This is a genomic window from Acidithiobacillus ferridurans (genome assembly GCF_003966655.1).
Taxonomy (GTDB): Bacteria; Pseudomonadota; Gammaproteobacteria; order Acidithiobacillales; family Acidithiobacillaceae; genus Acidithiobacillus; species Acidithiobacillus ferridurans.
On sequence record NZ_AP018795.1, the window covers coordinates 2,862,611 to 2,889,062 of the forward strand.

At 58.2% G+C, this 26,452-nt stretch carries 21 protein-coding genes and 1 pseudogene; 9 read left to right on the forward strand and 13 right to left on the reverse strand.

Features of this window, described 5'->3' with window-relative positions:
* Positions 1-8: 8 nt before the first annotated feature.
* The 7 genes from clpB to xseB all read right to left on the reverse strand — a co-directional run bounded on the left by clpB (position 9) and on the right by xseB (position 8,783).
* Positions 9-2,609, reverse strand: coding sequence for an ATP-dependent chaperone ClpB (gene clpB, locus AFERRID_RS14755; protein WP_126605612.1), 2,601 nt, complete (start codon positions 2,607-2,609; stop codon positions 9-11).
* Positions 2,610-2,648: 39 nt separating this feature from the next.
* The gene (locus tag AFERRID_RS14760) at positions 2,649-3,812 is read right to left on the reverse strand and encodes an MFS transporter (RefSeq protein WP_113525556.1); all 1,164 of its coding nucleotides are present in this window, start codon (positions 3,810-3,812) and stop codon (positions 2,649-2,651) included.
* 3 nt (positions 3,813-3,815) lie between these two features.
* Entirely contained in the window at positions 3,816-4,907 is a 1,092-nt protein-coding gene (gene aroC, locus AFERRID_RS14765) for a chorismate synthase (protein ID WP_126605613.1), read from the reverse strand.
* Between the two features lie 3 nt (positions 4,908-4,910).
* Complete coding sequence (gene folE2 / locus AFERRID_RS14770; protein ID WP_225981770.1) at positions 4,911-5,681, reverse strand: GTP cyclohydrolase FolE2; 771 nt, start codon at positions 5,679-5,681, stop codon at positions 4,911-4,913.
* A 65-nt stretch (positions 5,682-5,746) separates the two neighbouring features.
* Complete coding sequence (dxs, locus tag AFERRID_RS14775) at positions 5,747-7,621, reverse strand: 1-deoxy-D-xylulose-5-phosphate synthase (RefSeq protein ID WP_126605615.1); 1,875 nt, start codon at positions 7,619-7,621, stop codon at positions 5,747-5,749.
* Positions 7,618-8,538, reverse strand: coding sequence for a polyprenyl synthetase family protein (locus AFERRID_RS14780; RefSeq protein ID WP_126605616.1), 921 nt, complete (start codon positions 8,536-8,538; stop codon positions 7,618-7,620). The genes dxs and AFERRID_RS14780 overlap by 4 nt, the downstream gene beginning before the upstream one ends.
* Positions 8,535-8,783, reverse strand: coding sequence for an exodeoxyribonuclease VII small subunit (xseB, locus tag AFERRID_RS14785; RefSeq protein WP_009567229.1), 249 nt, complete (start codon positions 8,781-8,783; stop codon positions 8,535-8,537). Before xseB ends, AFERRID_RS14780 begins: the two co-directional genes overlap by 4 nt.
* A 132-nt stretch (positions 8,784-8,915) precedes the next feature.
* Between xseB and AFERRID_RS14790 the strand changes: the two genes are divergently transcribed.
* Both AFERRID_RS14790 and AFERRID_RS14795 read left to right on the forward strand, forming a co-directional pair.
* Positions 8,916-10,127, forward strand: a complete 1,212-nt coding sequence (locus AFERRID_RS14790) for an MFS transporter (RefSeq protein WP_126605617.1) — start codon at positions 8,916-8,918, stop codon at positions 10,125-10,127.
* 120 nt (positions 10,128-10,247) lie between these two features.
* Positions 10,248-11,078: an energy transducer TonB gene (locus AFERRID_RS14795; RefSeq protein WP_113525550.1), complete on the forward strand. Its 831-nt coding sequence runs from the start codon at positions 10,248-10,250 to the stop codon at positions 11,076-11,078.
* Positions 11,079-11,133: 55 nt separating this feature from the next.
* Here AFERRID_RS14795 and trxA read toward each other — a convergent pair whose 3' ends face one another.
* Complete coding sequence (trxA, locus tag AFERRID_RS14800; protein ID WP_126605618.1) at positions 11,134-11,505, reverse strand: thioredoxin; 372 nt, start codon at positions 11,503-11,505, stop codon at positions 11,134-11,136.
* Between the two features lie 155 nt (positions 11,506-11,660).
* On the opposite strand from trxA, the gene xseA reads away from it, so the two are divergent.
* Positions 11,661-13,001, forward strand: coding sequence for an exodeoxyribonuclease VII large subunit (gene xseA, locus AFERRID_RS14805; RefSeq protein WP_113525548.1), 1,341 nt, complete (start codon positions 11,661-11,663; stop codon positions 12,999-13,001).
* Positions 13,002-13,246: 245 nt separating this feature from the next.
* Here xseA and AFERRID_RS14810 read toward each other — a convergent pair whose 3' ends face one another.
* Positions 13,247-14,659 (reverse strand): outer membrane protein assembly factor BamB family protein, encoded by a 1,413-nt coding sequence (locus AFERRID_RS14810; protein ID WP_113525872.1) that lies wholly within the window; start codon positions 14,657-14,659, stop codon positions 13,247-13,249.
* A 69-nt stretch (positions 14,660-14,728) separates the two neighbouring features.
* Positions 14,729-15,175: a DUF4168 domain-containing protein gene (locus tag AFERRID_RS14815; protein ID WP_113525547.1), complete on the reverse strand. Its 447-nt coding sequence runs from the start codon at positions 15,173-15,175 to the stop codon at positions 14,729-14,731.
* Between the two features lie 1,087 nt (positions 15,176-16,262).
* Here AFERRID_RS14815 and AFERRID_RS14820 point away from each other — a divergent pair.
* The 3 genes from AFERRID_RS14820 to AFERRID_RS14830 are packed head-to-tail and all read left to right on the forward strand — an operon-like array spanning position 16,263 to position 20,067.
* Positions 16,263-16,775, forward strand: coding sequence for a peptidylprolyl isomerase (locus AFERRID_RS14820; RefSeq protein WP_113525545.1), 513 nt, complete (start codon positions 16,263-16,265; stop codon positions 16,773-16,775).
* Between the two features lie 40 nt (positions 16,776-16,815).
* On the forward strand, positions 16,816-17,553 hold the full coding sequence (locus tag AFERRID_RS14825; protein ID WP_232027643.1) for a UDP-2,3-diacylglucosamine diphosphatase: 738 nt from the start codon (positions 16,816-16,818) through the stop codon (positions 17,551-17,553).
* A gap of 30 nt (positions 17,554-17,583) precedes the next feature.
* Positions 17,584-20,067, forward strand: coding sequence for a cation-translocating P-type ATPase (locus AFERRID_RS14830; RefSeq protein WP_126605620.1), 2,484 nt, complete (start codon positions 17,584-17,586; stop codon positions 20,065-20,067).
* A gap of 89 nt (positions 20,068-20,156) precedes the next feature.
* Here AFERRID_RS14830 and AFERRID_RS14835 read toward each other — a convergent pair whose 3' ends face one another.
* Entirely contained in the window at positions 20,157-21,860 is a 1,704-nt protein-coding gene (locus AFERRID_RS14835; protein WP_126605621.1) for a 2-isopropylmalate synthase, read from the reverse strand.
* 143 nt (positions 21,861-22,003) lie between these two features.
* On the opposite strand from AFERRID_RS14835, the pseudogene AFERRID_RS16385 reads away from it, so the two are divergent.
* Positions 22,004-22,120: pseudogene (locus AFERRID_RS16385) on the forward strand (winged helix-turn-helix transcriptional regulator); the annotation flags it as partial.
* Positions 22,121-22,302: 182 nt separating this feature from the next.
* Positions 22,303-22,488: an Lrp/AsnC ligand binding domain-containing protein gene (locus tag AFERRID_RS16390; RefSeq protein WP_232027645.1), complete on the forward strand. Its 186-nt coding sequence runs from the start codon at positions 22,303-22,305 to the stop codon at positions 22,486-22,488.
* 178 nt (positions 22,489-22,666) lie between these two features.
* Here the strand turns inward: AFERRID_RS16390 and AFERRID_RS14845 are convergent, their stop codons facing one another.
* A complete protein-coding gene (locus AFERRID_RS14845; protein ID WP_126605622.1) occupies positions 22,667-23,950 on the reverse strand; it encodes a hypothetical protein in 1,284 nt (427 codons plus the stop codon).
* 239 nt (positions 23,951-24,189) lie between these two features.
* Positions 24,190-25,233: a TDT family transporter gene (locus AFERRID_RS14850; RefSeq protein ID WP_456263960.1), complete on the reverse strand. Its 1,044-nt coding sequence runs from the start codon at positions 25,231-25,233 to the stop codon at positions 24,190-24,192.
* A 122-nt stretch (positions 25,234-25,355) separates the two neighbouring features.
* Between AFERRID_RS14850 and AFERRID_RS14855 the strand changes: the two genes are divergently transcribed.
* On the forward strand, positions 25,356-26,261 hold the full coding sequence (locus tag AFERRID_RS14855) for a LysR family transcriptional regulator (RefSeq protein ID WP_113525538.1): 906 nt from the start codon (positions 25,356-25,358) through the stop codon (positions 26,259-26,261).
* Positions 26,262-26,452 lie beyond the last annotated feature (191 nt).

Below are 26,452 nucleotides of genomic sequence, written 5' to 3' on the forward strand. Positions count from 1 at the left end.
GCACACGCTCAGTGTACCCGTTGCCCGACAAAGGTAAAACTCTCTCCTTCAAGAACTACTTCAATAATCTCACCGGGTCCGAAGTCACCTCGCAGGAGTTTCTGGGCAAGGGGATTTTCGATCTCCCGCTGAATCACCCTTTTCAGGGGGCGGGCGCCATAGACGGGGTCATAGCCGACCTCGGCCAGACGATCCAGTGCGCCATCACTAAGTATCAGATCCATATCCCGCTCGCGCAGGCGTGACCGCAGGAAGCCCATCTGAATCTCGGTAATCTCACGGAGCTGCACTGCGGTGAGAGGATGGAAGATGACCAGATCATCAATGCGGTTGAGGAACTCCGGGCGGAAGTGGTCCTGCACCACGTCCTGTACTGCCACGCGCATACCGTCATAGTCCCCTTTGCGACTGAATTCCTGAATTCGGTCGGAGCCGAGGTTGGAAGTCATGACGATGACGGTATTGCGGAAATCTACCGTGCGCCCCTGGCCATCGGTGAGCCGACCGTCATCCAGTACCTGCAGAAGGATATTGAAAACTTCCGGGTGGGCCTTCTCCACCTCGTCCAGCAATACGACCGAGTATGGTTTGCGCCGCACCGCTTCAGTGAGATAGCCGCCTTCTTCATAACCCACATATCCCGGAGGCGCGCCAATGAGCCGTGCTACCGAATGCTTCTCCATGAATTCGCTCATGTCGATGCGCACTAGATGGTCTTCACTGTCGAAGAGGAATTCGGCTAGGGCCTTGGTCAACTCTGTTTTACCGACGCCCGTGGGGCCGAGGAAGAGAAAAGAGCCGTTGGGGCGCTTGGGGTCAGACAGCCCTGCCCGGGAGCGACGAATGGCGTTGGATACCGCGGCCACCGCCTCGCTCTGGCCCACTACCCGCGCCTGCAGACGCTCCTCCATCTTGAGGAGTTTTTCTTTTTCGCCCTCCAACATTTTGGAGACAGGAATGCCGGTCCAGCGGGCCACCACTTCGGCGATTTCCTCCTCACCCACCTCGGTACGCAACAAGGTAGGTTTAGCGCCTGAACCTGCTGATTGCGCACGAGTTTCCGCAGCATGGAGCTGAGCTTCCAATGCCGGAATAGAGCTGTATTGCAGTTCCGCCATACGCTCCAAGTCGTTGGCACGACGCGCCGTATCGAGCTCGACGCGCTTTCGGTCCAGTTCTTTCTGAATCAGAGAAGTGCCTTCGATAGCCAGCTTTTCGCCTTTCCAAATTTCTTCCAGCTCCTGATATTTGCGATCTGACTCGTTGATTTGGGCCTGCAGGATATCCAGGCGCTTACGGCTGGCTTCATCCTTCTCCTTCTCCAGTGCCACGCGCTCGATGTTCAACTGAATGATGCGGCGCTCTAGTTCATCCAGTTCCTGAGGTTTGGAATCGATTTCCATCTTAATGCGGGAGGCTGCTTCGTCCATCAAATCTATGGCTTTGTCAGGCAGATTACGGTCGGTGATATAGCGGTGTGAAAGCTGTACTGCAGCGACCAGTGCCGGATCGGTAATGCGTACCCCGTGATGAGCTTCATAGCGTTCTTTCAGGCCGCGCAAAATAGCGATGGCGTCTTCCACACTGGGTTCATCCACCAGCACCCGCTGAAAACGTCGTTCCAGCGCCGCATCTTTTTCAATATATTTACGATATTCATCCAGTGTGGTGGCACCGATGCAATGTAACTCGCCGCGCGCCAGCGCCGGCTTGAGCATATTGCCTGCGTCCATGGAGCCCTCGGCTTTGCCAGCTCCCACCAATGTATGAATTTCATCAATAAAAAGAATGATTTTACCCTCACTCTTCTCCAGATCGTTCAATAAAGACTTCAGACGTTCCTCGAACTCACCGCGAAACTTGGCACCCGCAATCAGTGCCCCCAAGTCCAAACCCAGAAGGCGCTTATCGCGCAAAGATTCCGGCACTTCGCCATTAATCAGGCGCAGCGCCAAGCCTTCGACAATAGCGGTTTTGCCCACACCTGGTTCACCGATCAACACCGGATTATTTTTGCTGCGCCGCAGCAATACCTGAATGGTCCGACGGATTTCATCGTCACGTCCGATCACCGGGTCCAGCTTGCCTTGACTGGCCCGCTCGGTGTAGTCGATGGTATATTTCTCCAGCGCCTGCCGTTGCTCTTCGGCATTGGCATCATTGATTTTTTCCCCGCCGTGCAGATCGTGGACAGCCTGTTCCAGATCCTTGGTGGTGGCGCCCGCCTCTTTCAGGAGGCGCCCGGCCTCACCCTTTTCGTCCATCAAGGCCAGCAGGAAGTGTTCGGTGGAAATATACGTGTCACCGCGCTTCTGGCCTATCTTGTCGGCCAGATTGAGCATGTTGGTGAGATCGCGGCCTACCTGCACCTCGCCTGGGTTCCCTTGCACTTTCGGCATGGACTCCAGCGCGCGATTCAACTGATTACGCAGGGCATCGACCCGCACGCCGGCTTTTGACAGGAGCGGCCGAGCGATACCTCCTTCCTGATCAAGAAAAGCAGCAAGCAAGTGGACGGGCTCCATCTGCTGATGATCCTGCGCCAACGCAAGACTCTGGGCATCCTGAAAAGCCTGTTGGAATTTGGTAGTTAGTTTATCGGTACGCATGGAGTGGCTCCCGTGGGTTGTGTTGCTCAGGAAATGGGATTAATCGGCCTCTTTTTCAAGAGTGGGTGCCGGCCGTAATGCCTGGATCAGGAATACTCCCCCAAAGAGCGCCAGCGCCGACGCTGCGGCAAAGGTATTCTGCCCGCCCCAGTGAGCCCAGGTCCAGCCCGCCCCCAGGGCTCCCAGCCCTCCGCCCAATCCGTAAACGACGCTGGCATAGAGCGCCATACCCCGGGCGCGCAAAGCGCCGGGGAAGCGCCCCGATACCCAGTGTACCGCCGCCAGATGGAAGGCTGCATAGCTGGCCGCATGGAGGCTTTGCACGAGTATGATCCACACCAACCCCGGCCACCAGGCGATCACGCCCCAGCGCAGAGCGGTCAGCACGAAGGCGCCAGTGAAAACCAGTGGTACGCCGAGGCGCCGGACAAGACGATCGCCCCACCAGAAAAAGGCCACCTCGCAGAGTACGGCAAAACCCCACAGCATCCCGATTGCGGCACTGCCCAGGCCATGCTGTTCCGCATAGATAGAATAAAAGGCGTAATAGGCCCCGTGACTGGCCTGTTCCAGTAGACCCGCCAGCAGGAAAAACCAGAGACTGATATGGCGTAGTGTGCTGCTGAGGCGGGGGCGCGGCGCATTGGCGTCTGGCAGCGTACCATAGGGCAGATAACGGCTCGCTCCCCATGCCGCCACCAGAAAAATGGCGATACCCGGCAAAAACGCGGTCATTCCCCAGTGGGCAAGCAGCCCGCCCATGCCCAGTGACAAGGCGATAAACCCAAGGGAACCCCAGAGTCGAATACGCCCATAGGCGGTACCGCAGCGTTGCGCCCAGTCCATGGTGGTAGCATCCACCAGGGGTAGCGTTGCTGCCCAGAAGAAGGAAAAAGTCAGCGTGATCAGCAGCAAGGCCGAAAAGTTACCGTGGGCCAACCCCAGGGCAAGGAAGCCCGCTGCGGTAATCAGCGCCGCGTAGGGGACGATCCGCCGGCTTCCCCAGAAATGCGCCAGCCAGCCCCAGAGGTTGGGCGCCAGCACCTTACTGAACTGCACGGCCGCGGTGAGAATTCCGATCGCCAGAGGGCCCTGGCCCTGGGCATGCAGCCATGGACCCCAGTAGGGCATAAACGCCCCCAGCGCGCAAAAATACAGGAAATAGAAGGCGGCAAGCCAGCCCCCTTCCCGGTCTGCCTGCATACCTTAGGTAGGGATGGGGGGCAGTGGCGTCTGCACGTCGGCGTTCTGGGCGCGGTGGCGCATCCAATGGTCCATAATCACCAGCGCCAGCATGGCTTCGACGATGGGGACGGCACGAATGCCGACACAGGGATCATGGCGACCGGTGGTGATCACCTCGGCCGGGCGACCATGTACATCAATACTTTGTCGCGGGATACGAATACTGGAGGTCGGCTTGATGGCCACGGACAGCGTAAGATCCTGCCCGGAAGAAATACCGCCGAGAACACCACCGGCATGATTGCTCTGGAACCCCGTGGCGGCCATGGCATCTCCATGATAGCTGCCCCGCTGCTCTACCACTGCGAAACCGTCACCCACGGCTATCGCCTTGACCGCGTTGATGCTCATCATCGCCTTGGCGACATCCGCTTCCAGGCGATCAAATACCGGTTCACCGAGCCCAACCGGCATGCCGGAAACCCGCGCATCCACTCGCGCGCCAATAGAATCCCCCTCTTTACGCAGGGCATCCAGAAAGTCGGCCATCCGGATCGCAGCCCTGGCATCTGGACAAAAGAAATCATTGTGGGAGATTTCCGCCGCATCAAAGTCCTCGGCGTGGATAGGGCCCATCTGCGCCATCCACGCCTGGATGTTCACGCCAAGACGCTCGCGCAGAAACTTGCGGGCGATGGCCCCGGCGGCGACCCGCATCGCCGTTTCCCGCGCCGAGGAGCGCCCTCCCCCTCTATAGTCGCGCAAGCCGTATTTCTGCAAGTAGGTATAATCCGCATGACCAGGACGAAACAGCTCCTTGATTTTGCTATAATCCTGCGAGCGTTGGTCCGTGTTGCGAATCAGCAGTCCAATGGGCGTGCCGGTGGTCAGGCCCGCAAAGACACCGGAGAGAATCTCGACCTGATCCGCTTCCTGACGCTGGGTGGTATGGCGCGACTGACCGGGACGACGGCGATCCAGTTCGGTTTGAATATCGGCTGCGCTGAGCGTCATGCCCGGTGGGCAGCCATCGACGATGCAACCGATAGCCGGGCCGTGACTCTCGCCAAAGGTGCTGACTCGGAAACACTCGCCGATGCTGCTTCCGGCCATGAGCTATTTTTCCATTTCAATCATGGCATAAGCAGAATGATTGTGAATCGACTCGAAGTTTTCGGAAGAAACCGAAAACCACTGCACGCGCGAGTCTTCCTGCAGCCGCAGCGCGACATCTCGCACCATATCTTCCACAAATTTGGGGTGGTCATACGCATATTCCGTAACATATTTTTCATCGGGACGTTTCAGCAGGCCGTAAAGCTCGCAGGAGGCCTCCGCCTCGATCAGGTCAATGATATCCCTGATCCAGACGGTTTCACAGGTACGCACATGGACCCAAACATGGGCCCGCTGGTTGTGGGCGCCATATTCCGAGATACTTTTGGAGCAGGGGCAAAGACTGGTAACCGGCACCATGACTCCTATGGTCAGACGATAACCTGCCGGAGTAATTTCTCCCGCTAGTTTCACCTCATAGTCCAGCATGCTCCTGACCCCGGAGACGGGGGCGGTCTTTTCGATAAAGAACGGAAAGTGCATCTCCAGCCGCGCCGAATCCGCCTCCAGACGTTGCCGCATCTCCTCGACCACAGCGCCGAAGCCTTCGACACTAAAGGAGCCTTCCTGGGCATTGAGGATCTCGATGAAGCGAGACATGTGGGTACCCTTTAGATGGGCAGGCAGGCTCACATACATGTTGCATCGGGCGATCGTAGGCTGCGTGATTCCGTCACGATCCTGGATCTGCATAGGATGGCGCACGGCGCGGATACCCACCTGCTGGATGGCGATGGCACGTGGGTCGGCACGACCCTGTACGTCTTCCAAGATTTCTACCGCGCAATCTCTCACCGGACCCTCGCTTGGGAATAGTGGATCGAATTAGTCAAATACTACGCCCGGACTGGTGACGGGGCAAGCAATGCCAGCAATTCTCTGCCGGACTTTTCGATTCCTGCGGCACCCAGGCCCAGATCTGCCAACCATTGGCTGGCGTCGCCCTGTTCGATGAAGATGTCGGGTAAACCGAGTAGACGCATAGGTATGACGACGCCCTCGTTGAGCAGGAATTCTGCCACGGCACTACCGGCACCGCCCATACGTGAGCCTTCCTCCACCGTCAAAAATGCGCGATGACTCTGGGCCAGGCTGATCAGCAATTCCGTATCCAGCGGCTTGACGAAGCGCATGTTGACGACGGTGGCGCCGAGGGTTTCGCCCGCCGCCATGGCCGCTGCTGCCCGGGTACCGAAGGCGAGAATCGCCAGATCCTTGCCTTTCCGAAGGATCTCGGCCTTGCCGATAGGGATCTGCCGGGATAAATCTCTGTCCAGGGCTACGCCCAGTCCGTTACCGCGCGGATATCGCACCAGGGCAGGGCCCTGCCAGGCAAAGCCTGTATTGAGCATGTCGCGCATTTCCTGCTCATCTTTTGGTGCCATGATGACCAGATTCGGTATGCAACGGGCATACGCGATGTCGAAGGCGCCCTGATGGGTGGCGCCGTCGGCCCCCACCAGTCCGGCACGGTCGATGGCAAAAAGTACCGGCAGATTCTGGATGGCGACATCATGCAGGAGCTGGTCATAGGCCCGCTGCAAAAAGGTGGAGTAGATGGCGACCACCGGATGTATCCCATCACAGGCCAGCCCTGCCGCAAAAGTCACCGCATGCTGCTCGGCGATACCCACATCAAAATAACGCTCGGGAAACAGTTGCTCAAAGCGCACCAGTCCGGAGCCCTCCCGCATGGCCGGTGTAATGGCGACCAGGTGTTTTTCCGCCGCGCCTTTTTCGCAGAGCCAGTCCCCAAACACCTGGGTGTAGCTGGGTGCACCGGCGGATTTCTTCGCCATCCTGCCATCACTGCGGTTAAAGGGCGTTACTCCGTGATAGCCGCAGGGATCCTGCTCGGCAGGACCATAGCCCTTGCCCTTTTTAGTGATCACATGAAGCAAACGTGGTCCTCTGATTTTTTTCAGGTTCTCGAGAGTCGGGATCAACGCATCCAGATCGTGGCCATCAATGGGACCAAAATAATGAAATCCCATTTCCTCGAACAGCACCCCCGGCGTCACCAACCCCTTCACGCCCTCTTCCGCCTTTTTGGCCAGTTCTCGCAATGGCGGTACGAAGCTCAACGCCTGTCCCGCCCCCTCGCGTACGGTGTTATAGAGGCGCCCGGAAAGAATGCCCGTCAGGTATCGGGATACCGCACCAACATTGGGTGAAATAGACATTTCGTTGTCATTGAGAACAACCAGCAGGTCGGCATCCAAAACCCCGCCGTTATTCAGCGCTTCATAGGCGAGACCTGCCGTCATGGCACCATCACCAATGACCGCCACCACCTGCCGTGATTTATGCTCCAGCCTGGCCGCCACCGCCATCCCCAGACCAGCGCTGATGGAGGTACTGGAGTGTCCGGCGCCGAAGCTGTCATAGGGGCTCTCATCTCGTTTGAGGAAGCCGGAAAGACCATCCCTGATGCGCAACTGCGGAAAACGTGCGCTACGCCCGGTGAGAATTTTGTGGGGGTATGCCTGGTGTCCGACGTCCCAGATCAGACGATCGTCCGGCGTATTGAATACGGCGTGCAGCGCCACGGTCAGCTCCACAGCTCCGAGACAGGAAGAGAGATGCCCACCCGTCTGGCTGACCGTTTCCAAGAGGAAGTGACGCACCGCCTTGGCCACGTTCTTCTGCTCACCGCGCGACATCTGGCGCAGTTCGGCAGGCATGGGGAAACCCTTCAACAAATCACTCATTTGCTCCGCTCTATAATGAGGCGCGCCAGGGCGCGAAGATGATCTGCTTCTGCTTGCCAGGATTGCAAGGCATCCAAAGCCTCGTCGAGCAGGCGTTGGGCATAGCTCCGCGCCTCTGCAAGGCCAAGCAGGGTGATGAAACTGGGTTTATTGCGGCTGCGGTCCGCGCCCTGCTGCGCTTTCCCGGTCTGTTGCAGATCCCCGATTTCGTCAAGGATATCGTCCTGCACCTGAAAGGCGAGCCCGACACGATCGGCGTAACGCAGCAGCGCGGCACCCCGAGCCTCCTGCGCATCAATGCCTGCCGCACAGAGCGCCAACTGGATGGCGCAGCGCATGAGCATGCCCGTTTTGTGCAGGTGCATTTGCTCCAACGCCGGCAAGGCCAATTCACGCCCCACCGCGGCAAGATCAATGGCCTGTCCTCCCACCATACCCCGCGAACCAGCGGCCTGCGCGAGGGTTGCCAGCATCTGCACCTGCCGTTCCGCCGCCATGCCCCAACCTGGTTCCGCGAGCACCAGAAAGGCCTGCGCCTGCAAACCGTCGCCGACAAGAATGGCCGTGGCCTCGTCATAGGCGCGATGACAGGTGGGCAGGCCGCGACGCAGATCATCATTGTCCATGGCGGGGAGATCATCATGCACTAGCGAATAGGCATGGATCATTTCCAATGCCGCTGCAGGGCGGTCCAGACGCTCCAGCGGCACCCCCAAGCAGGCCCCTGCTGCGTATACCAGCAGAGGACGGACGCGCTTGCCGCCACCCAGCGTGCTGTAACGCATGGCGTCATGCAGCCGCGCCGGCAGGAGATGCGCCGGGGGCAGCAGTGTTTCCAGAACGTCCTCAATGCGTCGTACCGAGCGTGACCGGAACTGCGCAAAAGTTTCGTTGTTCACCGCAACATCCAGGGTCATCCGTCTTCTTCCTGAGTAAGCGGAGCAGGAACCGCGTCCTCTCCGAGCAATGTTTCCACGATCTGCCGCGCGTTCTGCAACTGCGCCTCGGCACGCCTGGACAATTCGATGCCGCGCTGGAAAAGGGCGACAGAGTCTTCCAGACCTAACTGCCCCCCTTCCAGGCGGCGAACGGTCTCTTCCAAGGCATCCAGGGTGCTTGCGAAGTCGGCGGGGGCTTCCACGGGGGACGATTCGTCGTTCATATGCTTTTCCATGTTCGCCAATTAAACACTAGGCCCAGTCCTCTGGGCAAGGGAAAAAACGAAGATTCAGACTGGACGGTACGTTCGTCAACCCCTAAAATCCTGCCGCACATCATCTTTAAGGCTTTCGCCATGTCTCTGCAAAAGATTGGGAATGTCCCCAACACGGCCACCAACGTCACCCGCTTTGAGGTTTTGGGCGCTATCAGCGCGTCACATTTTCTCAATGATAGCATCCAGTCGCTGATGCTGGCGGTGTACCCGCTGTTTAAAAGCCATTTCGACCTGAGTTTTGGGCAGATCGGGTTGATTACGCTCGCCTATCAGGTGACCGCATCCATCATTCAACCGTTGGTCGGGCGTTTCACCGATGGCCACCCCATGCCCTATTCATTGCCCTTCGGCATGCTGTTTACCTTTGGTGGGCTACTGTTGCTATCCGTGGCCCCGAATTATGAGGTGCTCTTGTTGGCAGCAGCGTTAGTGGGCCTGGGTTCTTCGGTATTCCACCCAGAGTCGTCGCGGGTGGCGCGGATGGCCTCTGGCGGACGCCACGGACTGGCGCAATCCATCTTTCAGGTGGGTGGAAATGTGGGCGCAGCGGCGGGTCCGTTGCTGGCCGCCTTTGTCGTCATGCCCAACGGTCAGCACAGCCTGTCATGGTTCTCACTGGCGGCGTTGCTAGCCATCGTGATTCTTTCTTTCGTGGGGCGCTGGTATCAGCACCAGCACCATCAGCCCAGAAGGCCAGCGGCAAAGGCCGTGGCGCCCCTGCTACCTGCCAAACTGGTGCGACGCAGCATGATCATACTGGTCGCACTGATGTTCTCCAAGTTTCTGTATCTGACCAGCATCAGCAGTTACCTGATTTTTTACCTGATGCAGCGCTTTCATATCGGAACCCGGGAAGCGCAGATGCACCTCTTCGTGTTCCTGGCGGCAGTGGCAGCGGGGACATTGGCGGGCGGACCGATTGGCGACCGGATCGGCCGCAAGAAGGTGATCTGGGTCTCTCTGCTGGGGATCGCGCCCTTCACCATGGCTCTACCCTATGTGGGCCTGACCCTGAGTGCCATATTGACCATAGTCATCGGTTTTCTGCTGGCTTCGGCCTTTCCGGCCATCGTGGTGTATGCACAGGAATTGGTACCCGGCAAGATCGGAACCGTTTCCGGTCTGTTTTACGGGCTGGCTTTTGGTCTGGGCGGGGTCGGTGCCGCATTGCTGGGGGAACTGGCAGACGTCTGGAGTATTCAGGTGGTATATCAGATATGCGCTTTCCTGCCCTTGCTCGGTATACTGGCCGGATTTTTGCCCCACATTCCCAGCGAGCGGAAGCATTAGGCTTGGGTACGGCGCGCCACCTTTACTCGGGGCTGTCGATGATTCAAGCTTACGCCCAGTGCCCGCCCAGCGGGGGCGGCTTGAATTGCGTGGGGCGGCGTTGCCGCGAGGTTAGGACGATTGGCCATCGCTGAACACAAGTTTTATTTTCTGGTTCCCGAGGAAAAGCCCCACTGGAGCGAGAGCCTGCCGCCCTGGTTGTTGCTTTCCGCTCTGCTTATAGCGCTGGGTATTTTTTTTCTGGTACACGTCCAGAAGCCGAAAATGGTGTCATTGCGCAGTCAAACAACCGTCCACAAGACCTTTGAAATCATGCCCAAACCTATCCGGCCCCAGGCGCCCAGCCCAACCATGCCGCGGGCCCTGGCCCCCAGCAAGCCGTTTGCCACGCCGCATCGGATCGTACCCGCCGCACGTCCGCAGCCTAAACCCAGAGCCGTGCCGCAACCTCGTCGTGCGCCGACACCAGCGCATCGTCTGTCGCAACGGGTGGCGCCGGAGATGACACAGGAGGCCTCCCCCAGTACGCAGATTCAACCCTTGCCTCATATCAGCATTGGCAGATTGGAAGAACAGATGGACCAAGTGGCCCGCGCCGCGACTGCAAGTCCGCCGTTACCCAAGTTTGAAAATCCGAAAGGACCAGTGGCAGATTTTTATATTGCCGGATGGATACAAAAACTGGAGCGAATCGGCGATCTCAATTACCCGGGCGAAATGGTCGGGCAACTCAAGGTAAAGGTCGTGCTGAATCCGCAGGGAGACCTTCAACGCATCATCATGGTGCAGTCATCGGGGAACAAAGCCCTGGATGCGGCGGCGGAACGGATCATCCGCCTCTCCTTCCCGTATACGCCGTTCTCAAAGCAACTCGCAGAGCAAACCCGTAAAATAGAAATTCCGCTGAATATGCATTTCCTGGGGGTGCGGCATGTATCGGCCTGGCATTGATCTCATCGGTGATGACCATGAAGCGCCCGCTCCTGACCAGACACCGATGTGTTGATCAGTGCGTTGTACCCGGCTGAGCGGAGATTTCTTCGCGGACTTTGTCCATATCCAGTGCCCGGGCCTGTTGGATCACTTCTTCCAGCGCGCTGGCCGGGAGTGAGCCCGCCTGAGAGAAAATACCGATCTGCTGGCGGAAGACGGTCAGGGTGGGAATGGAACGGATCTGGAAAGAGTTTGCAAGTTCCTGCTCGGTGTCCGTATTCACCTTGGCGAACACCACATCCGGATGCTTCTCAGCAGCGGCCTCGAAAATGGGCGCGAAGGCGCGGCAGGGTGCACACCAGGGCGCCCAGAAATCAACCAGTACCATGTCGTTTCCAGCCACGACGGCGTCGAAATTATCTTGCGTGAGTTCTACTATGGCCATGAGGAATTCCTTTGATGCGGATGTTTGCGCGGCGATGCGCCCGGTCATTCGGGACCATCCCGAATGACAGTAAAATGTATTATGCTGACCTTAGAACGCGAAGGGCGACAGGGTCAAGAGTCTTCAGTACACCCCCTCAACCATGAGAGCCTGCCATGACCAGCAATGATTCGCAGATCCCCATACTCACCGTCAGCGCACTGAACGCTGCCGCCCGCGAGATCATTGAAGGGAATTTTCCGCTGTTAAGGGTGGAGGGTGAACTGTCCAATTTCAGCAGCCCCGCATCGGGGCACTGGTATTTTTCGCTGAAAGATGCGCGGGCGCAGGTGCGCTGCGCCATGTTCCGGCAGCGCAATACCTATACCCGGATACAGCCCCGCAACGGCATGCAGGTGCAGGTATTGGCGCAGCCCACCCTGTATGAAGGACGGGGCGATTTTCAGTTGATTGTCGAACAATTACTGGATGCCGGGGTGGGCGATTTACAGGCACGTTTTGCCGCCCTCAGGGATAAGCTTGCGGCCGAAGGGCTTTTTGCGCCGGAGATCAAACGGCCCCTCCCCCGCTGGCCGCAGCGGGTCGCCGTGGTCACTTCCGCAAGCGGTGCGGCGCTGCATGACATTCAGGTGACGCTGGCGCGACGCTGGCCAATGCTCGCGGTCATGATTTATCCGGTGCCGGTGCAGGGCGATCAGGCGGCAGCACAGATTTGCACCGCGCTGGCCCGCATTGCCAGTCGGCGGCAGGAGGATGTGGTGATCTTGGCGCGTGGCGGCGGCAGCGCGGAGGATCTGTGGTGTTTTAATGAAGAAAGCGTGGCGCGCGCCATTCGTGCCTGCCCGGTGCCGGTGGTGACGGGTATTGGTCATGAAATTGATTTCACCATTGCTGATTTTGCGGGCGATTTGCGTGCGGCGACTCCCACGGCGGCGGCGGAAGCGGTTAGCCCCGACCGCGCTGAGTGGTTGCCACGGGTGCAGACACAACGGCGACAACTGGAACAGTCCATGCAGCGCACGCTACGGGACGCGACTCAGCGCCTCGACTATTTGCGGCTGCGCCTTCGTCATCCTGGCGAGCGGGTGCGGGATGCTGAGCGCCGTTTGCGTCTGGCGCGTGAGGCCTTGCGGCGGGTCACGCAGCGTCAGCAAGCCGTATGGGGCGGACGACTGCAGGTTCTCCAGGCCCGACGTTTGCGGCAAGACCCGCGCCAGCGCTTGCAAAGTCTGAATGAGATGCTGGAAGCCCGACGCGCCGCCCTGACTCTGGCGATAGATAAGCGATTGGCCAGCGCTGCGGTTCAACAGCAACAGCAGGTAGCGGCCTTACGCCTGCTGGACCCCTTGGCCGTGCTGCAGCGCGGTTTTGCCGTCCTTCGCGACGAATCCGGCAAGGTCATTTTTGGCAGCGCCTCTGTCGCGGTGCATGCACAGGTTACCGCGACCCTGGCACAGGGCGCCCTGCTCTGCGAGGTTCTCGAAAAAAGTGATTAGCGCGGCATGCCATGTGCCTCAACATCACATCGGTTCGGTAAAGCCACAGAAAGTCCTACCCATCATGCGCCTTTGTCAGGATTTCGACGTGCTGCACGAATGCCGGATCAGTTTGCGTCTTTTTCATCGATGGGGTACGTGCGTTAGCACGCATACTCTAAAGTGCAAGAATTTTCCGGGGCGCCAGCGCTTCCATACAAATAGCCGTACCCGCTGTGTATTGCTGGGGACCGCGTCGCTGACGTTCAGCGGGCATTTTCATCGACGCCATCAACCGTTTTCATATGCCCGATAGGCAGGGAGACCAGATTCCCGGAGGCGCCTCCCACAACAAAGGCATGCGGACTGAGCAGCCCATCGGATGGGCCCACCGTGCCGGTTGCGAGTCTTTCGGTATGTATCAGTTTGCCCGTTCGCGCATTCAACACATATAATATTCCCTTGGCATTCACCGTATAGAGGGCTCCATGGTATATATTGGGGTTACTGACATCCGTCCCTGTCCGGAAGGTCCAGAGGATTCTTTCTGTACGCGCATCCAACGCATATAAACGTTTGGTCAAGCGCGGTTCGACATAAATGATACGGTGCCACGCGGTGAGGGGAGGGTCGTAGATTCCGGGGTGCGTCGGATCGTGCCTGCGCATATGGGAAAACAGGGCTGGTAGATGGATGGCGTGGCTCATTTTCCGTAGTGCTGCTATTACCCAGTTCTTCCAATATATTTCACTGCTGATGATACGCCCTTGAATCCATGCGCGCGGCGATAGGTAACGGGTATAGATGCTTTTTCGATGGATCAGACGCCCGGTCGCTGCGTCTAGGCTCACCACTTCGAAGGTAAAGTGGCGCATCGGGGTGTGCTTCCAGAGATGTACCAGAATGTCCCACAGGTCGTAGGAATCCTTACGCATGAACGCCGTGAACACGGCGTTCCCACACACCACCGGGGATGCTTCCGCAAGATTGACCGTATGCGCGAAATTTCGCGACCACCGAATTTTGTGAGTTCGCCAGTCGATATCGTAAAAATCGTTGTGGCGAGTAAAAAGATTGTCCGTTCCGAAATACAGATTCGAACCCACTCTGGCGGGAGAAGACATCGCCGACCATCCACCGATGCGTGTCTGCCAAAGCAGCTTCCCTGTGCGGGCGTCCAGGGCGACGAAACGCCCGCCCCCGGTAGGAGTTAGAACTTCATGGTGGACATAGTCAGGCGTCGGCATATCCTGACAGTGCGTGGCGTATTCCCAGACCGGCTTGCCGGTAGCCGCCTGGAGTGCCACGATGGCATGGGGAAATCGGGAACGGCAGGAATAGCCCGCGTTGACCGCAAACATACGCTTCCCCCCAAGCCCTACTATCACGTCATGGTCCGCCATGATCGCTTGCGTCATGGTCATGTTGCCCAACGAGGTTCGCCATATAATGGCGCCTGTCCGTGCATCGATGCGCAGCACCTGCCCCTCTTGGCGGCGTCCCGCCTTCCCCGTCGTTACCAACAGGGTTTCTCCGTCGACTGATGGTGGAGCAATGATGTGCTGACCGATGAAGGTATCGAAGTCACCGATCTTGTTCGGGGTAAACGCCAAATGTCGCGCATTCCCCTCGAACTGAGATATGGTGGTGGAAGCTGCGGATACGGTTACGCTCGCCATCCCCAAAAGAACCCAGGCGAAAGCCGGCAAAATGAGGCTTCCGCCAAACGCGTTTTTTAAAATCAATAACTAACCCATGGTTTTCATGACAGCTTCCGTACGTTGAGCAAACGCCGGGTCTGTCTGCGCCTTTTTCAACAACATTTCATATTTCACTGGCGTGAGATGATTCTGCACCAAAATATGCTTTATTTGCGTTCCGTATTTCACGAGTATCTGATGATGTTGCGCAACGGTCATTTTTTTCGTCGACATCTCCTGATGCACCTTCTTGTCGATCGGACGAATAGCCACAACGGCCGATGCAAAGCGATGCAATTCCTTGTGACCCACGTGAGGACCCTGAGCCGGTTGTGCCGGCATCATTGGCGCGGTGGTGCCTTGGCCGGGTTGAGCCGTGGTGCCGGCAGGCTGTGAAACAGGCCCCACGGACGACCCCATGTCGGCCAAGGCCAAGGTACTGCCGAAGATAAAAACACCTAATCCTAACAACATATTGCGTAACATATGATACATGATTGGCTACTCTCCCTATAACTTTCGGACCTCGCTTAGCGATCCCAAGTGATACAGATATGGACGACAGATCAAACCCCGTTGGAAGCCGGGGCGGCATTCCCATTCAGGAAATGGGAAGTATTAAATGCTTTTTATTTCTCATAATTTTGTTTCTCCTAATCTTTTGATTTGTGAATAACTATTAACCACAGCCAGCTAACAGAAGCAAATATAACCACGTGGTTACATTTCATGCCGACCTTCATATGAAAAGTATCGTAACATATTTTTGTTGTGGCGCCAACCATGTGCGCATCAGGATAAATAGTTGCACTTATGACAATTTGTTGTTGCTCCATTTCCACGTTGTGGCGCAAATCCATAGCACACACCTAATAACTTATAAAATCAATAATGTTACAGATTGGTTTTACATGTTTTTAGCGGAACATAGAATAACAACAATAATCTTTGTTTATCAAGTAGTTATTATAGAATCATAGATCTATACTGAACGATTATATTTTTATTGTGTCGCATGCTGGAGTGGCGGATGCACAACACTTATAATGGTGGCACTATCACTGAGGCATCAAAATAACCGCTTGGTTGACGTGAGCACAGATCTCTGTATTTTATGCCATTAACGGCACTTGGCGGAAACGAATATGGTCCGTACCAGGTGGCAGTATATGTGGTGGTTTATTCCCTATTTTCTGGGCTAGCGGGGAATCAGTTGGCTGAGCCCGACGGCTCCGGGCGGAACGGGCGTGCTCGGATTTATCCCCGGCATGGCGGCGGTGGCCGTTTTAAATCTGCTGATATTTTATGTGGCCATTCTTCAGGCGTGACGGACAGCACCACGAGAGTCTACATGCTTCATTTTAGCAAACGAGGTTCCAGGGCACCGCGAACAGGGCATTTTTCGCAGTTGCCGCGGTGGTGCAGGCCTAGTCTTCTCTCAACGACAGGGCTAGCCGTTGAACAGGGGCCCGGGTATCGACAAGGCCTGCTCTATCGCTTTACTCTTGGCCTTCGTCGCCACTGGCGTGAGTGGTGAATTTTTCTAGCAGGGCGCTGGTGCCCTGAATTCTGAGGAGTGTTCATGGCAAATCCGCAAGTAGTGCTGCACAGCAACAAGGGTGATATCGTCATTGAGCTGGACGTCGACAAGGCGCCCAACACCGTCGAGAATTTTCTGAAGTATGTCGATGAGGGCTTTTTTGACGGTACCATCTTTCATCGCGTGATACCTGGCTTCATGATTCAGGGCGGGGGTTTTACGGCGGACATGCAGCAGAAAGCCGTCCATGCGCCCATCGCCAACGAGGCGGGGAATGGTCTGAAGAATGCGCGCGGCACTCTCGCCATGGCGAGGACCAATGATCCCCACTCCGCCACCGCGCAGTTTTTCATCAATCTGACAGACAATGATTTCCTGAACTTCAAGTCAGCCTCAGGATCGGGCTGGGGCTATGCCGTTTTTGGTACGGTCATCAGCGGGATGGATGTGGTGGACGATATCGCCAAGACCCCGACCGGTAATAAGGGCATGCACCAGGACGTGCCCAAGGAAACCATCTCCATCGACAAGGGTGAGCGTCTGCCTGCGGCCTGAGTCTATGACGGTGCAGGGTGCAAACCTTGGTAATGGCCCCGTGCTGTTTATCTCTGACCTGCATCTGTGTTCCGCACAGCCCGCGCTGACCGCCCTGTTCCGCCAATTTTGTTGGCACGAGGGCCGGGCTGCACGGGCGGTTTTCATTCTGGGCGATCTGTTTGACTACTGGGTGCATCGGGATCAGGCGGCGGAAGCTCCTTATGCGGAAATCCTTGCCCTGCTCCATGGGTTGCATAAGCAGGGGACCGCGGTGTATCTCATGGTCGGTAACCGGGACTTTGCCCTGGAAGCCGACTTTCTGGCGCAGTTCGGGATTATCGCTCTGCCCGACCCGGCGCTGCTGCAACTGGGCGATCAGCGTGTCCTTCTGACCCATGGTGACTTGCTGTGCAGCGACGATCATCGTTACCAGCGCTTTCGCCGGGTGATTCGCCATCCGATGACTCGACTGACGCTGGGGCGCCTGCCTTATGCCTGGCTCCAGCGTATCGCTCGCGGATTGCGTCGCGGCAGCAGCCGGGAAGTGCGGGCCAAGGCACCAGCCATAACCGACGCCAATCCGCAGACCATCGTCGCCGCCCTCCAGGGGGAGGGTGCTTTTGCGCTGGATGGGGCCACTTATGACATTTTGATTCACGGCCATACCCATCGCCCCCTTTGGGAGCAGGGTCCGGAGGGACGGCGCATGGTGTTGGGTGCCTGGGATGCTGATGGCGCACAAATCGGGCGCTGGGAAAACGGCCAATGGTCCTTGCAGCTACTGAGTCCACCGTAATTTCGGCTTTGCGCGACCGGAGGGATCAACATGGACGCCACGGAGCATGATCCGGTGGCATGCGGTCTGAGCAGCGCTGCTGCCTCGGCGTTGCTGCAACAGTACGGGCTCAATCGCTTGCCCACGGCGCATACGCCGCGCTGGTGGCAACAACTGCTGGCGCAGTTTCGTAACACCCTCATCGCGATTCTGCTGGCCGCTGCGCTCATATCGCTGGTGCTCGGGCATCTGGTAGACGGCGCAGTCATCGGCGCGGTGATCCTGATCAACACCATGCTCGGTTTTGTTCAGGAGAACCGCGCGGAGAAAGCCGTGCAGGCACTGCAGTCTTTTCTCGCTCCGCAGGTGTTGGTCTGTCGCGATGGCGACTGGCAACACCTGCCCGCTGAGGCACTGGTGCCTGGCGACTGGGTGCGGGTGGAAAATGGCGCGCGCATCAGCGCGGACATGCGGTTGCGGGAGGCGCATGCCCTGCGGGTGGACGAATCCCTGCTGACGGGGGAGTCCGTCCCGGTGGATAAAACCACTTCTAGCGACGCGGGCGAGTTACTGCTGTGGGCCGGAACGCTGGTGACCGGGGGAGATGGTGTTGGTCAGGTGACCGCCACCGGCAGCGCCACCGAAATAGGCCGTATCCACCAACTCATGGGAACCACCCTGACCATGCGCTCGCCTCTGCTGGAGCGCATCAGCCGTTTGTCCCGGACTCTCGCCTTCACCGTCGTTCTTCTGGCAGCTATCGCGACGGGTATCGCCTGGTGGCGGGGCGAGGCGCTGGAGTTCGCCCTGCTCGCCGCCATCAGTCTGGCGGTAGCCATTATTCCCGAAGGATTACCCGCGGTAATCAGTGTGACCCTGGCGCTGGGCGTGCAGCGTATGGCGCAACGGGGCGCCATCATCCGCCAGTTACCGGCAGTGGAAACCCTGGGCACGGTTACCGTCATTTGCACTGACAAAACGGGCACCCTGACAGAAAATCGTATGACCGTGCAGGATCTGGCCCTCGCCGATGACTCCCCCGCCCTGCTGCAACGTGCCCTGCGGGTCATGATTTTGTGTAACGACGCTCAACTGCGCAACGACAAGAGCGGTATAGGCGATCCTCTGGAGCAAGCTCTGCTCCGCTATGCGGGCACGCATGGTGCGGACGTCGATGTGTTGCGGATGGGATCTCCGCGGGTGGATGCCCGGCCTTTTAGCCACGAGCAGCCCTTCATGGCAACACGCCACAACGACGGCATCGCCATTAAAGGTGCCCCGGAATGGGTCCTGCAGCGTTGTCAGCGGATGGCAACCGCGAACGGGGTGGCGGAAGTCATTCCGGCCTATTGGCACAAAGTCATTGCGGATATGGCGACTGCCGGCATGCGTACCATTGCCCTGGCCAGCGCAGCGGATGGGCAGTGGGAGACTCTGGACGATGGTGGCTGGACCTGGTTGGGCGTTGTCGCGCTGCTGGATCCACCGCGTGCCGCCGTACCGGCCGCCATTGCTGCCTGCCGCAGTGCCGGTATCCGGGTGATCATGGTTACCGGCGATCATCCGCAGACGGCCGCCACTATCGCCCGTCAGGTCGGTATTCTGGAGGATGGTCCGGCGGCGGTGGTCGATCATGCCCAGTGGACCAGCGCGGGCACGGAGGAACGGCAGACTCTGGCCCGCGACGCAGTGGTTTTCGCCAGGGTGCAGCCCGCCGATAAGCTGGAACTGGTGCAGACTCTGCAGGCCAGCGGCGAGGTGGTCGCCATGACCGGTGATGGTGTCAACGATGCACCCGCCTTGCGCCGGGCGCAGATTGGCGTGGCGATGGGGCAATCGGGGAGCGACGTGGCCCGTGAGGCTGCGGCGATGGTGCTGAGTGATGACAACTTTGCCCATATCGCCACCGCCGTAGCGGAGGGGCGCCACATCTATGACAATATCCGGCGCACGACTTTCTTTATGCTGCCGGCCAATTTTGCGGAAGGGCTGGTGATTTTTTTCGCGGTGCTGTCGGGAATGACCCTGCCTGTTACGCCACTGCAAATACTTTGGGTAAACACGATTACCGCCAGTACGCTGACCCTGGCCTTTGCGTTCATGGGGGCGGATCACGGCGTGATGGAGCGCAAACCGCGTCCGGCCTGGGAGGCGCTCATTCCGCGAGCGTTATGGTGGCGCATCGCCGGGTTGAGTACCTTTCTGGTCGTAACCGTCTTTGCGGTGTTTTTTGGCGATGCGACACTGCACAGCGACAGCCATGCGCATACCCTGGCGGTGAATGCCCTGGTAGGCATGGAGGCCGGAATACTGCTGGCCATGTATGGGCGCCGGCGTCATGACTGGGGAGATGTCGTCCTGGTGACTGCGATGTCAGCTGCGCTGGTTGCCCAGGGACTTTTCTCCTGTCTGCCATTTTTTCAGCGGGTATTCGCGACAACGGCCATGGGGGGCGCGGATATGGGGATCATTGCCTTCTGTACGGCGTTGGCGTGGCTGGCTGGCAAGCTTGCGGTGCCGCCGCAGCCAACCTGAGGCGCACCGCCACGCTCGTGTTCATGCCAGGATAGAAACGTATCGTCATCGACTGAGAGGCGAAGTCCTGCGCGGGCAGAACACGGTAATTAACGTACTCGCCGTTCTACCGATGTGCTCCATGCGTTATTTTTTTCGGCGGACCGGCCAATAGCGTTGAGTACCGCCTGTAAAGCGGCCTCAGTGGTATCCTCGCCAAAGGCCACCGCAGACGTCGCACGGCCGTGATCCACACTGACCCGAACGCAGGCCATGGCGCGGGCGCTGGTACCACTACCGAGGGCATGCTGGTCGAACTGCTCCACCTCGGCACGCACGCCCCAACTCTGGATCAGGGCATCGACCAAGGCACCTACGGCGCCACTTCCCTTGCCCTGCAGAATATGCGGCCGTGGCTCCGGACCAACCACTACGGTCGCTGCGACCTGCTCCCCTTCCCGGCTGAGACGGTAGCGCCGCAGGTGCCAATCCTCCGAGGTATGGCAGTAATGGCTCTCGAACAGGTCGAAAATCTGGGCTGAGCTGACTTCACCCGTCTCCTGTTCGGAAGTCGCCTGTACTACGGCGCTGAAGTCCTGCGCCAACCAGCGCGGCAAGGAAATACCGTAGTCGCGCTCCAGCACATGGGCGACACCGCCTTTCCCGGACTGGCTGTTGATGCGCACCACCTCCTCGTACCTACGCCCCAAATCCGCAGGATCGATGGGCAGATAGGGCACCTCCCAGACAGCATCTTCCCGTCCCCGCCGATGGTGCATGCCCTTGCGAATGGCGTCCTGATGACTGCCGGAAAACGCCGTGTAGACCAGCCCGCCAAACCAGGGATGGCGCGGCGGCACAGCCATACCCGTACACGTGGTATAGATGTCTGCGATTTCCGTACCCATGGACATATCCAGTTGCGGATCAATGCCCTGAGAGTAAAGATTCATGGCCATGGTAAGGACATCCATGTTGCCGGTCCGCTCGCCGTTTCCGAAGAGGGTGCCCTCTACCCGGTCGGCGCCGGCCAATACCGCAAGTTCCGCCGCCGCCACCGCGCAGCCGCGGTCATTGTGGTTGTGCACACTGATTTTCACGTGCTCTCGTCCGCGCAAGTGGTCGCAGAACCATTCAATCTGATCCGCGAAGACGTTGGGCATGGACGATTCGACGGTGGCGGGCAGGTTGAGGATCACCGCCTGCCCCTGGTCGGGCCGCCAGACCGCGTTGACCGCCTCGCAGATCTCCACTGCGTAGTCCGGCTCGGTGGCACTGAAGCTCTCCGGCGAATATTGAAAGACCCATTCCGTCTCTGGATAGCGTACCGCTCCGGCCTTCACCCACTCCGCGCCACGTACGGCAATGGCTTTGATGCCCTCCCGATCCAGGCCAAACACCTGTTCGCGCTGGGCCGGGTTGGTGGAGTTGTAGACATGGACAATCGCCCGCCGCACCCCTTTCAAGGCCTCGTATGTGCGGTCAATCAGGGCTTCCCGCGCCTGGGTAAGCACCTGGATGGTCACTTGCTCGGGGATACGATCTTCTTCAATGATGCGCCGCACAAAGTCGAAATCAGGATGGGAGGCGGCGGGAAAACCTACCTCGATCTCCCGAAAACCCATACGTACGAGCAAATCGAACATCCGGAGCTTTTGCTCGACGCTCATGGGGGAGACCAGCGCCTGATTGCCATCGCGCAGATCGACACTGGTCCAAACGGGCGCGTGGTGCATACGGCGGTTAGGCCAGCGCCGGTCCGGTTTGTGAACGGGCGCGAAGGCGCGGTAACGGCGGCGGTTGAAGGTTCCCATGGTGTTCCATCTCCTGCGGCAAGTGACGATGGACGCAGTATAGGGAAGAAGTCGCCACAGGTGCTTGCGAATTGGGGCCGCAAAAGCGATTATGTCGCATGATTATTGCGCATTAACGCCCATTAGCGGAGTAATATTGTGCTATGAAGTCGAAAGCCCCTACCATCGAATTAGATCGCTACGACCGCCGCATTCTCGAGGAACTCCAGCGCGACGGCGGACTCAGCAATCAGCGTCTCGCTGAGCGTATCGCTTTGTCCCCCTCCCCTTGCCTGCGCCGGGTGCAGGCGTTGGAAGAAGCCGGGATCATCCGCAGGCGTGTGGCTCTGCTTGACCCGCAGCATCTGGGCCTGGCGCTGATGGTGCTGATGCACATCAGCATGGACCGCCATACCCCGAGCGCCTTGAGCATTTTGAGGCGGAAATCAGTCGCTCGCCGGAAGTGCTGGAGTGCTACCTCATCACCGGCCATGACGCGGATTACCAGATCAAGGTCGCGGTGCGCGATATGGAGCATTTTCAGGATTTTCTGCTTCATCGCCTGACGCGCATCGAGGGGGTGACCGGTGTGCATTCCAGCTTTGTGCTGCGCAAGGTGGTGGATACGACGGAATTGCCGGTGTATTGATCACCGCAGCTGGGGCAATGGCCAGGACAGGCCCCATCCCCTTCCTTATCCGTCTTTTGCGGCCACCCAAACCCTGTCTGGACAAGGCCTGGCAAGATGCCATCGACAGCTTTGCAGCCACCGAAGCGGCCAAACCGGCGGGTGCCCTTCGATGCTGCCGCTGCATTCCTTTCTCTCATTAAAAGCTATATTGCAGCATCAAGCGATCATCGATAAAGGTACCACGATAGCCCCCATAGGGATTGCTGTGAACGAGGGCGAGGCGATTACGCAGGGATACGCCTTTCCAGAAGCCGCCCGGGCTGTAGGTCACATCCAGGTAATTGGCGTCCACATTGGGCAGATAGGGCGCGGTATCATAGATGCTGTACGAATATTTGATGCGCACCTGGCGGAGGGGATGCAGCAAGAAACCGAATTTCCAGGCGTGGCCCGAGGCGGACGCGTCCACCAGGCCGTAATCCATGATGCTGGTGTACAGAGGGTCGGCGCTGTATTGCTGGGTATAGGGTGAGATGAAGCCCCCGTTGTACAAGGTCTGGCCGTTGGCCAGGGTCACGGCGCGGGAGGGAATCTGGTCATATGCAGCGAATATCTGCCCCGTCACACCGTCGAAATCTCCCTGAATCCCCGCCATACCACCGTAGACCGTGGCATTCACCGGCCCCGCCAGTTGCGCGCCGTTAGCCCATTCCCGGGCATACTGAAAATCGGCGAAGGGCCGAAAATGCCCCATCAGGGTTGGAGTGGTGTAACCCAGAGTGCCGTAGAACATGTTCGTGAGACTGTAAAAGCGGTAGAACCAGGCGGACGCGTGGACGCCCATGAGGTGCCCTTTGAGACCAAAGGCCAGGGTGCCGATGCTATTGTCGGGTAGATAGCTGTAATGATCGTTGAAATTCAGCAGGGTCTGGCGTTGATAGTCGGCCTGAATGCGGTTTTTGAAGCGGAATTCACGGATACCGATGATCTGGAGATTTTTGATGGGGGTCACCCGTATCGCTACCGCCTGAAAGGTGCTGGGGATCATGAAGGCGTCCGAGGGGTTCATCCACGGGGTATCGAGAAGCAGATTCCCCACCCGCAACTGCACCCACGGGTCTTGATACTGTAGATAAGCCTGACCCAGAACGTTGAGGGAGGTGCGGTCACCCATAAGCAGAGGGTCCAGATGACTCTGCCCGCCGCCGGTGTCGTTGGCCCCCAGATCGTTGGCCGTGTAGAAAGCCACTGCCGCGCTAATCCCGTAGACGGGAGCCGTCTGCACCCGGAGCATGCCGCCCAGGGAATAGGCATACTTATCGGGCAGCGGCGAGCCGCCATAGAGCTGATTGAAATAATAGGATCGAATGTCGCCGCTCACTTGGCTCTGCATGAGCCAATCCTTGATGGTTTCAGCATGGGATAAAACGGGAACCGCCAGAGTAGCGGAAAGAATCGCGGCCAAAATCGGTTTTTTCATGACTATCTCCTTTTTCTGTGCCTCGTTGATAAAGAGGTCGACACCCTGAGCACTGTCGGTGGCCCGGCGGCGCGTTTTTTAGCTTCTCAAGCGGTCCATGAGCGTTTTCTTACTGGAGTCAGAAGGACTGCGCGGGTCGGTCTCCGACGAGCATTCCGGTTCCAGCATCCCCGTCTCTTCCGACAAACAAGGGGCGCGGAACAAGGAACCGGTCCACATGCCCACCAAACTACGCTGGGTCACCACCCCCAGAAGGCAGCCAGCATTACCGTGAACACGGCGCCCAGCACCAGGAAAGGCAGATAATGGGTGTCTTTGAACAACAGATAGGTAGACGAATCGTAGACGCCCAGCGGGAACGTGAAGCCCCACCAACCCATGTTGTAGGGTAGCCCCTCACCGAGATAGCGCAGGGTAAAAAAGGCCGCCATGCACAGCCACCAGATACCGAAACCCCAGAGCAGCAGCGCTACCATGAGTCCGGCCATGTGGTCAAACTGGGCCATGGGTACCAAGGAGGTCCCCGTGAACACATGACCATCTGCGTCGCCCAGGGTGATCATGGCCATGGCGCCGGTGCCGATTGGTCCCAGTGGCAACCAGGAGGACACGGCCATGTCCCTGTGTGGCAGACGATGCAGGGTTAGACGCAGGAACAAGATGGTCAAAATTCCCAGAGACAGCAGTACCGAAACGGCCCAGAACACATAACTCACATAGATGACAGACACCCCCAGCCAGGGCGCCACGTGCTGGGCCACCAAGCCACCGCTGGCCGCAGCCACCTCCGGCGGCACGATGGGCAGCAGCCAAGCGGCGGTCATCCGTTCCAGGCTGTGAACTTGGCTGGTAAACATGAAAAATGGCACCAGAAGGACCGAGAGGATGGCCAGGACGGCATCCACCCACCACCAGCCATAGGCCCAGAGAGCAGAGTTGGCGGTCACCGGCCATATCAGGATCATGCCGTTGACGATGGTAGCAAAGCCCATGGGGATGCAACCGATGAACAAAGACTGTATCGGATGGTCGAATAAACGGCGAAAGCTGTCAGGGAAAACCAGCGCCCGGCCCAGGAAGAGAGCCGAAAACAGCACGAAAAAGAAAACGTTGACGCACCATAGGGCCTGTGCCGCCGGGTGGAGTAGGCCATGGGCCATAGGAAAATCTTCCAGCATCAGCGCCAGGATGCCCGTTCCCATGGTGGCGGCAAACCAGTTGGGCGTGAAATGGCGGATGATTTCACCCGGATCGTTGTTGGGCACATCAGAAAACAAATTCATGAGAATATTCATCCAGACTAAAATCTTCAGTTGCAGTTTGTAGTTGGATCAAATTGGCGTCCAATGCTATTTCCTAACTAAAGAAATAAGCACAGATAATTTCTTGAAAGGATGTAAAACGGATGACTTCCGAAAAACCAGACCCGGTCCTGCTGTTGATCTGGGCGCAAGCGGCCCGCTCAGGAAATCTGCACGCCGCCGCAGATCTGCTTTTCATGACCCAACCGGCCGTGTCTCATCGCCTCAAACAGTTGCAGGAATGGGTAGGGGAACCATTGTATCGACGCAATCGTCGCGGTATCGAGCCGAGCGAGACCGGGCTATGGCTCTTGCGGATCGCAGAGCAGATCGAAGCGGCTTTGGCAGAAGCTCGGGCGTTGCGAGGGGATACACAGGAGTTGCTGCGGGGATCTCTTGCCCTGGTGGCTAGCCACAGCAATGCCGAGACCCTCCTGCCACGGGCCATCACCGATTTTCGTGCCCGCTATCCTGGGGTTGCCTTGCGCCTAGTCACCACCAACAGTCGTCGGGCCATATCCATGCGTGACCAAGCGGATCTGGTTTTTGTGGAAGACGACGCAGCATTATCCGGCGCCACCGATTGGACGCAGGAAACGCTAGTGGAAACGGAGATCGTGGCGCTGGTCCCCGATCGACACCCATGGCTAGGACGGTCCGAACCTCTTTCCCTTTCATCCCTTGCCGAGGAAACCCTGGTTTGGCGGGAGGAAGGTTCGGGCGTTCGTAATCATGTGATGCAAGCTTTTCAGAAGCAGGGGATTTATCCTGAAATCCGGTATGAATTGAGCGGTCTTGCTGCCGTCCGCGATGCGGTGCGCTGCGGGCTGGGGGTCGGTTTTGTCTCCGCACTCAACGGCGCCGGCCAACGGCCTGGCATTGCGGCGCTGACTACTACGCCCGTTATCCGCCACAAACTTTCGGTACTGCACCGGCGTGCGCCAAGTCATAGCGCCAAGGCGTTCCTGGCGCTACTACAGCATATGGTGACGAGAGAAAAAGCCGGGTAAACAGAGCGTTCGGCAGATACTCTACCATCCTGTTTTTACCTACTCCTACACCATCGGCCTGCCGTCGCTGTCATCTCTACGCCGTTGCTTGGCCCCATGCCTTTACCAGACTGATGGTCGTCTTTATGGCCACCCAAAACCCTGCCTGGATAAGGCACGGCAAGATGCCACCGGCGGCGTAGTCGTCACCC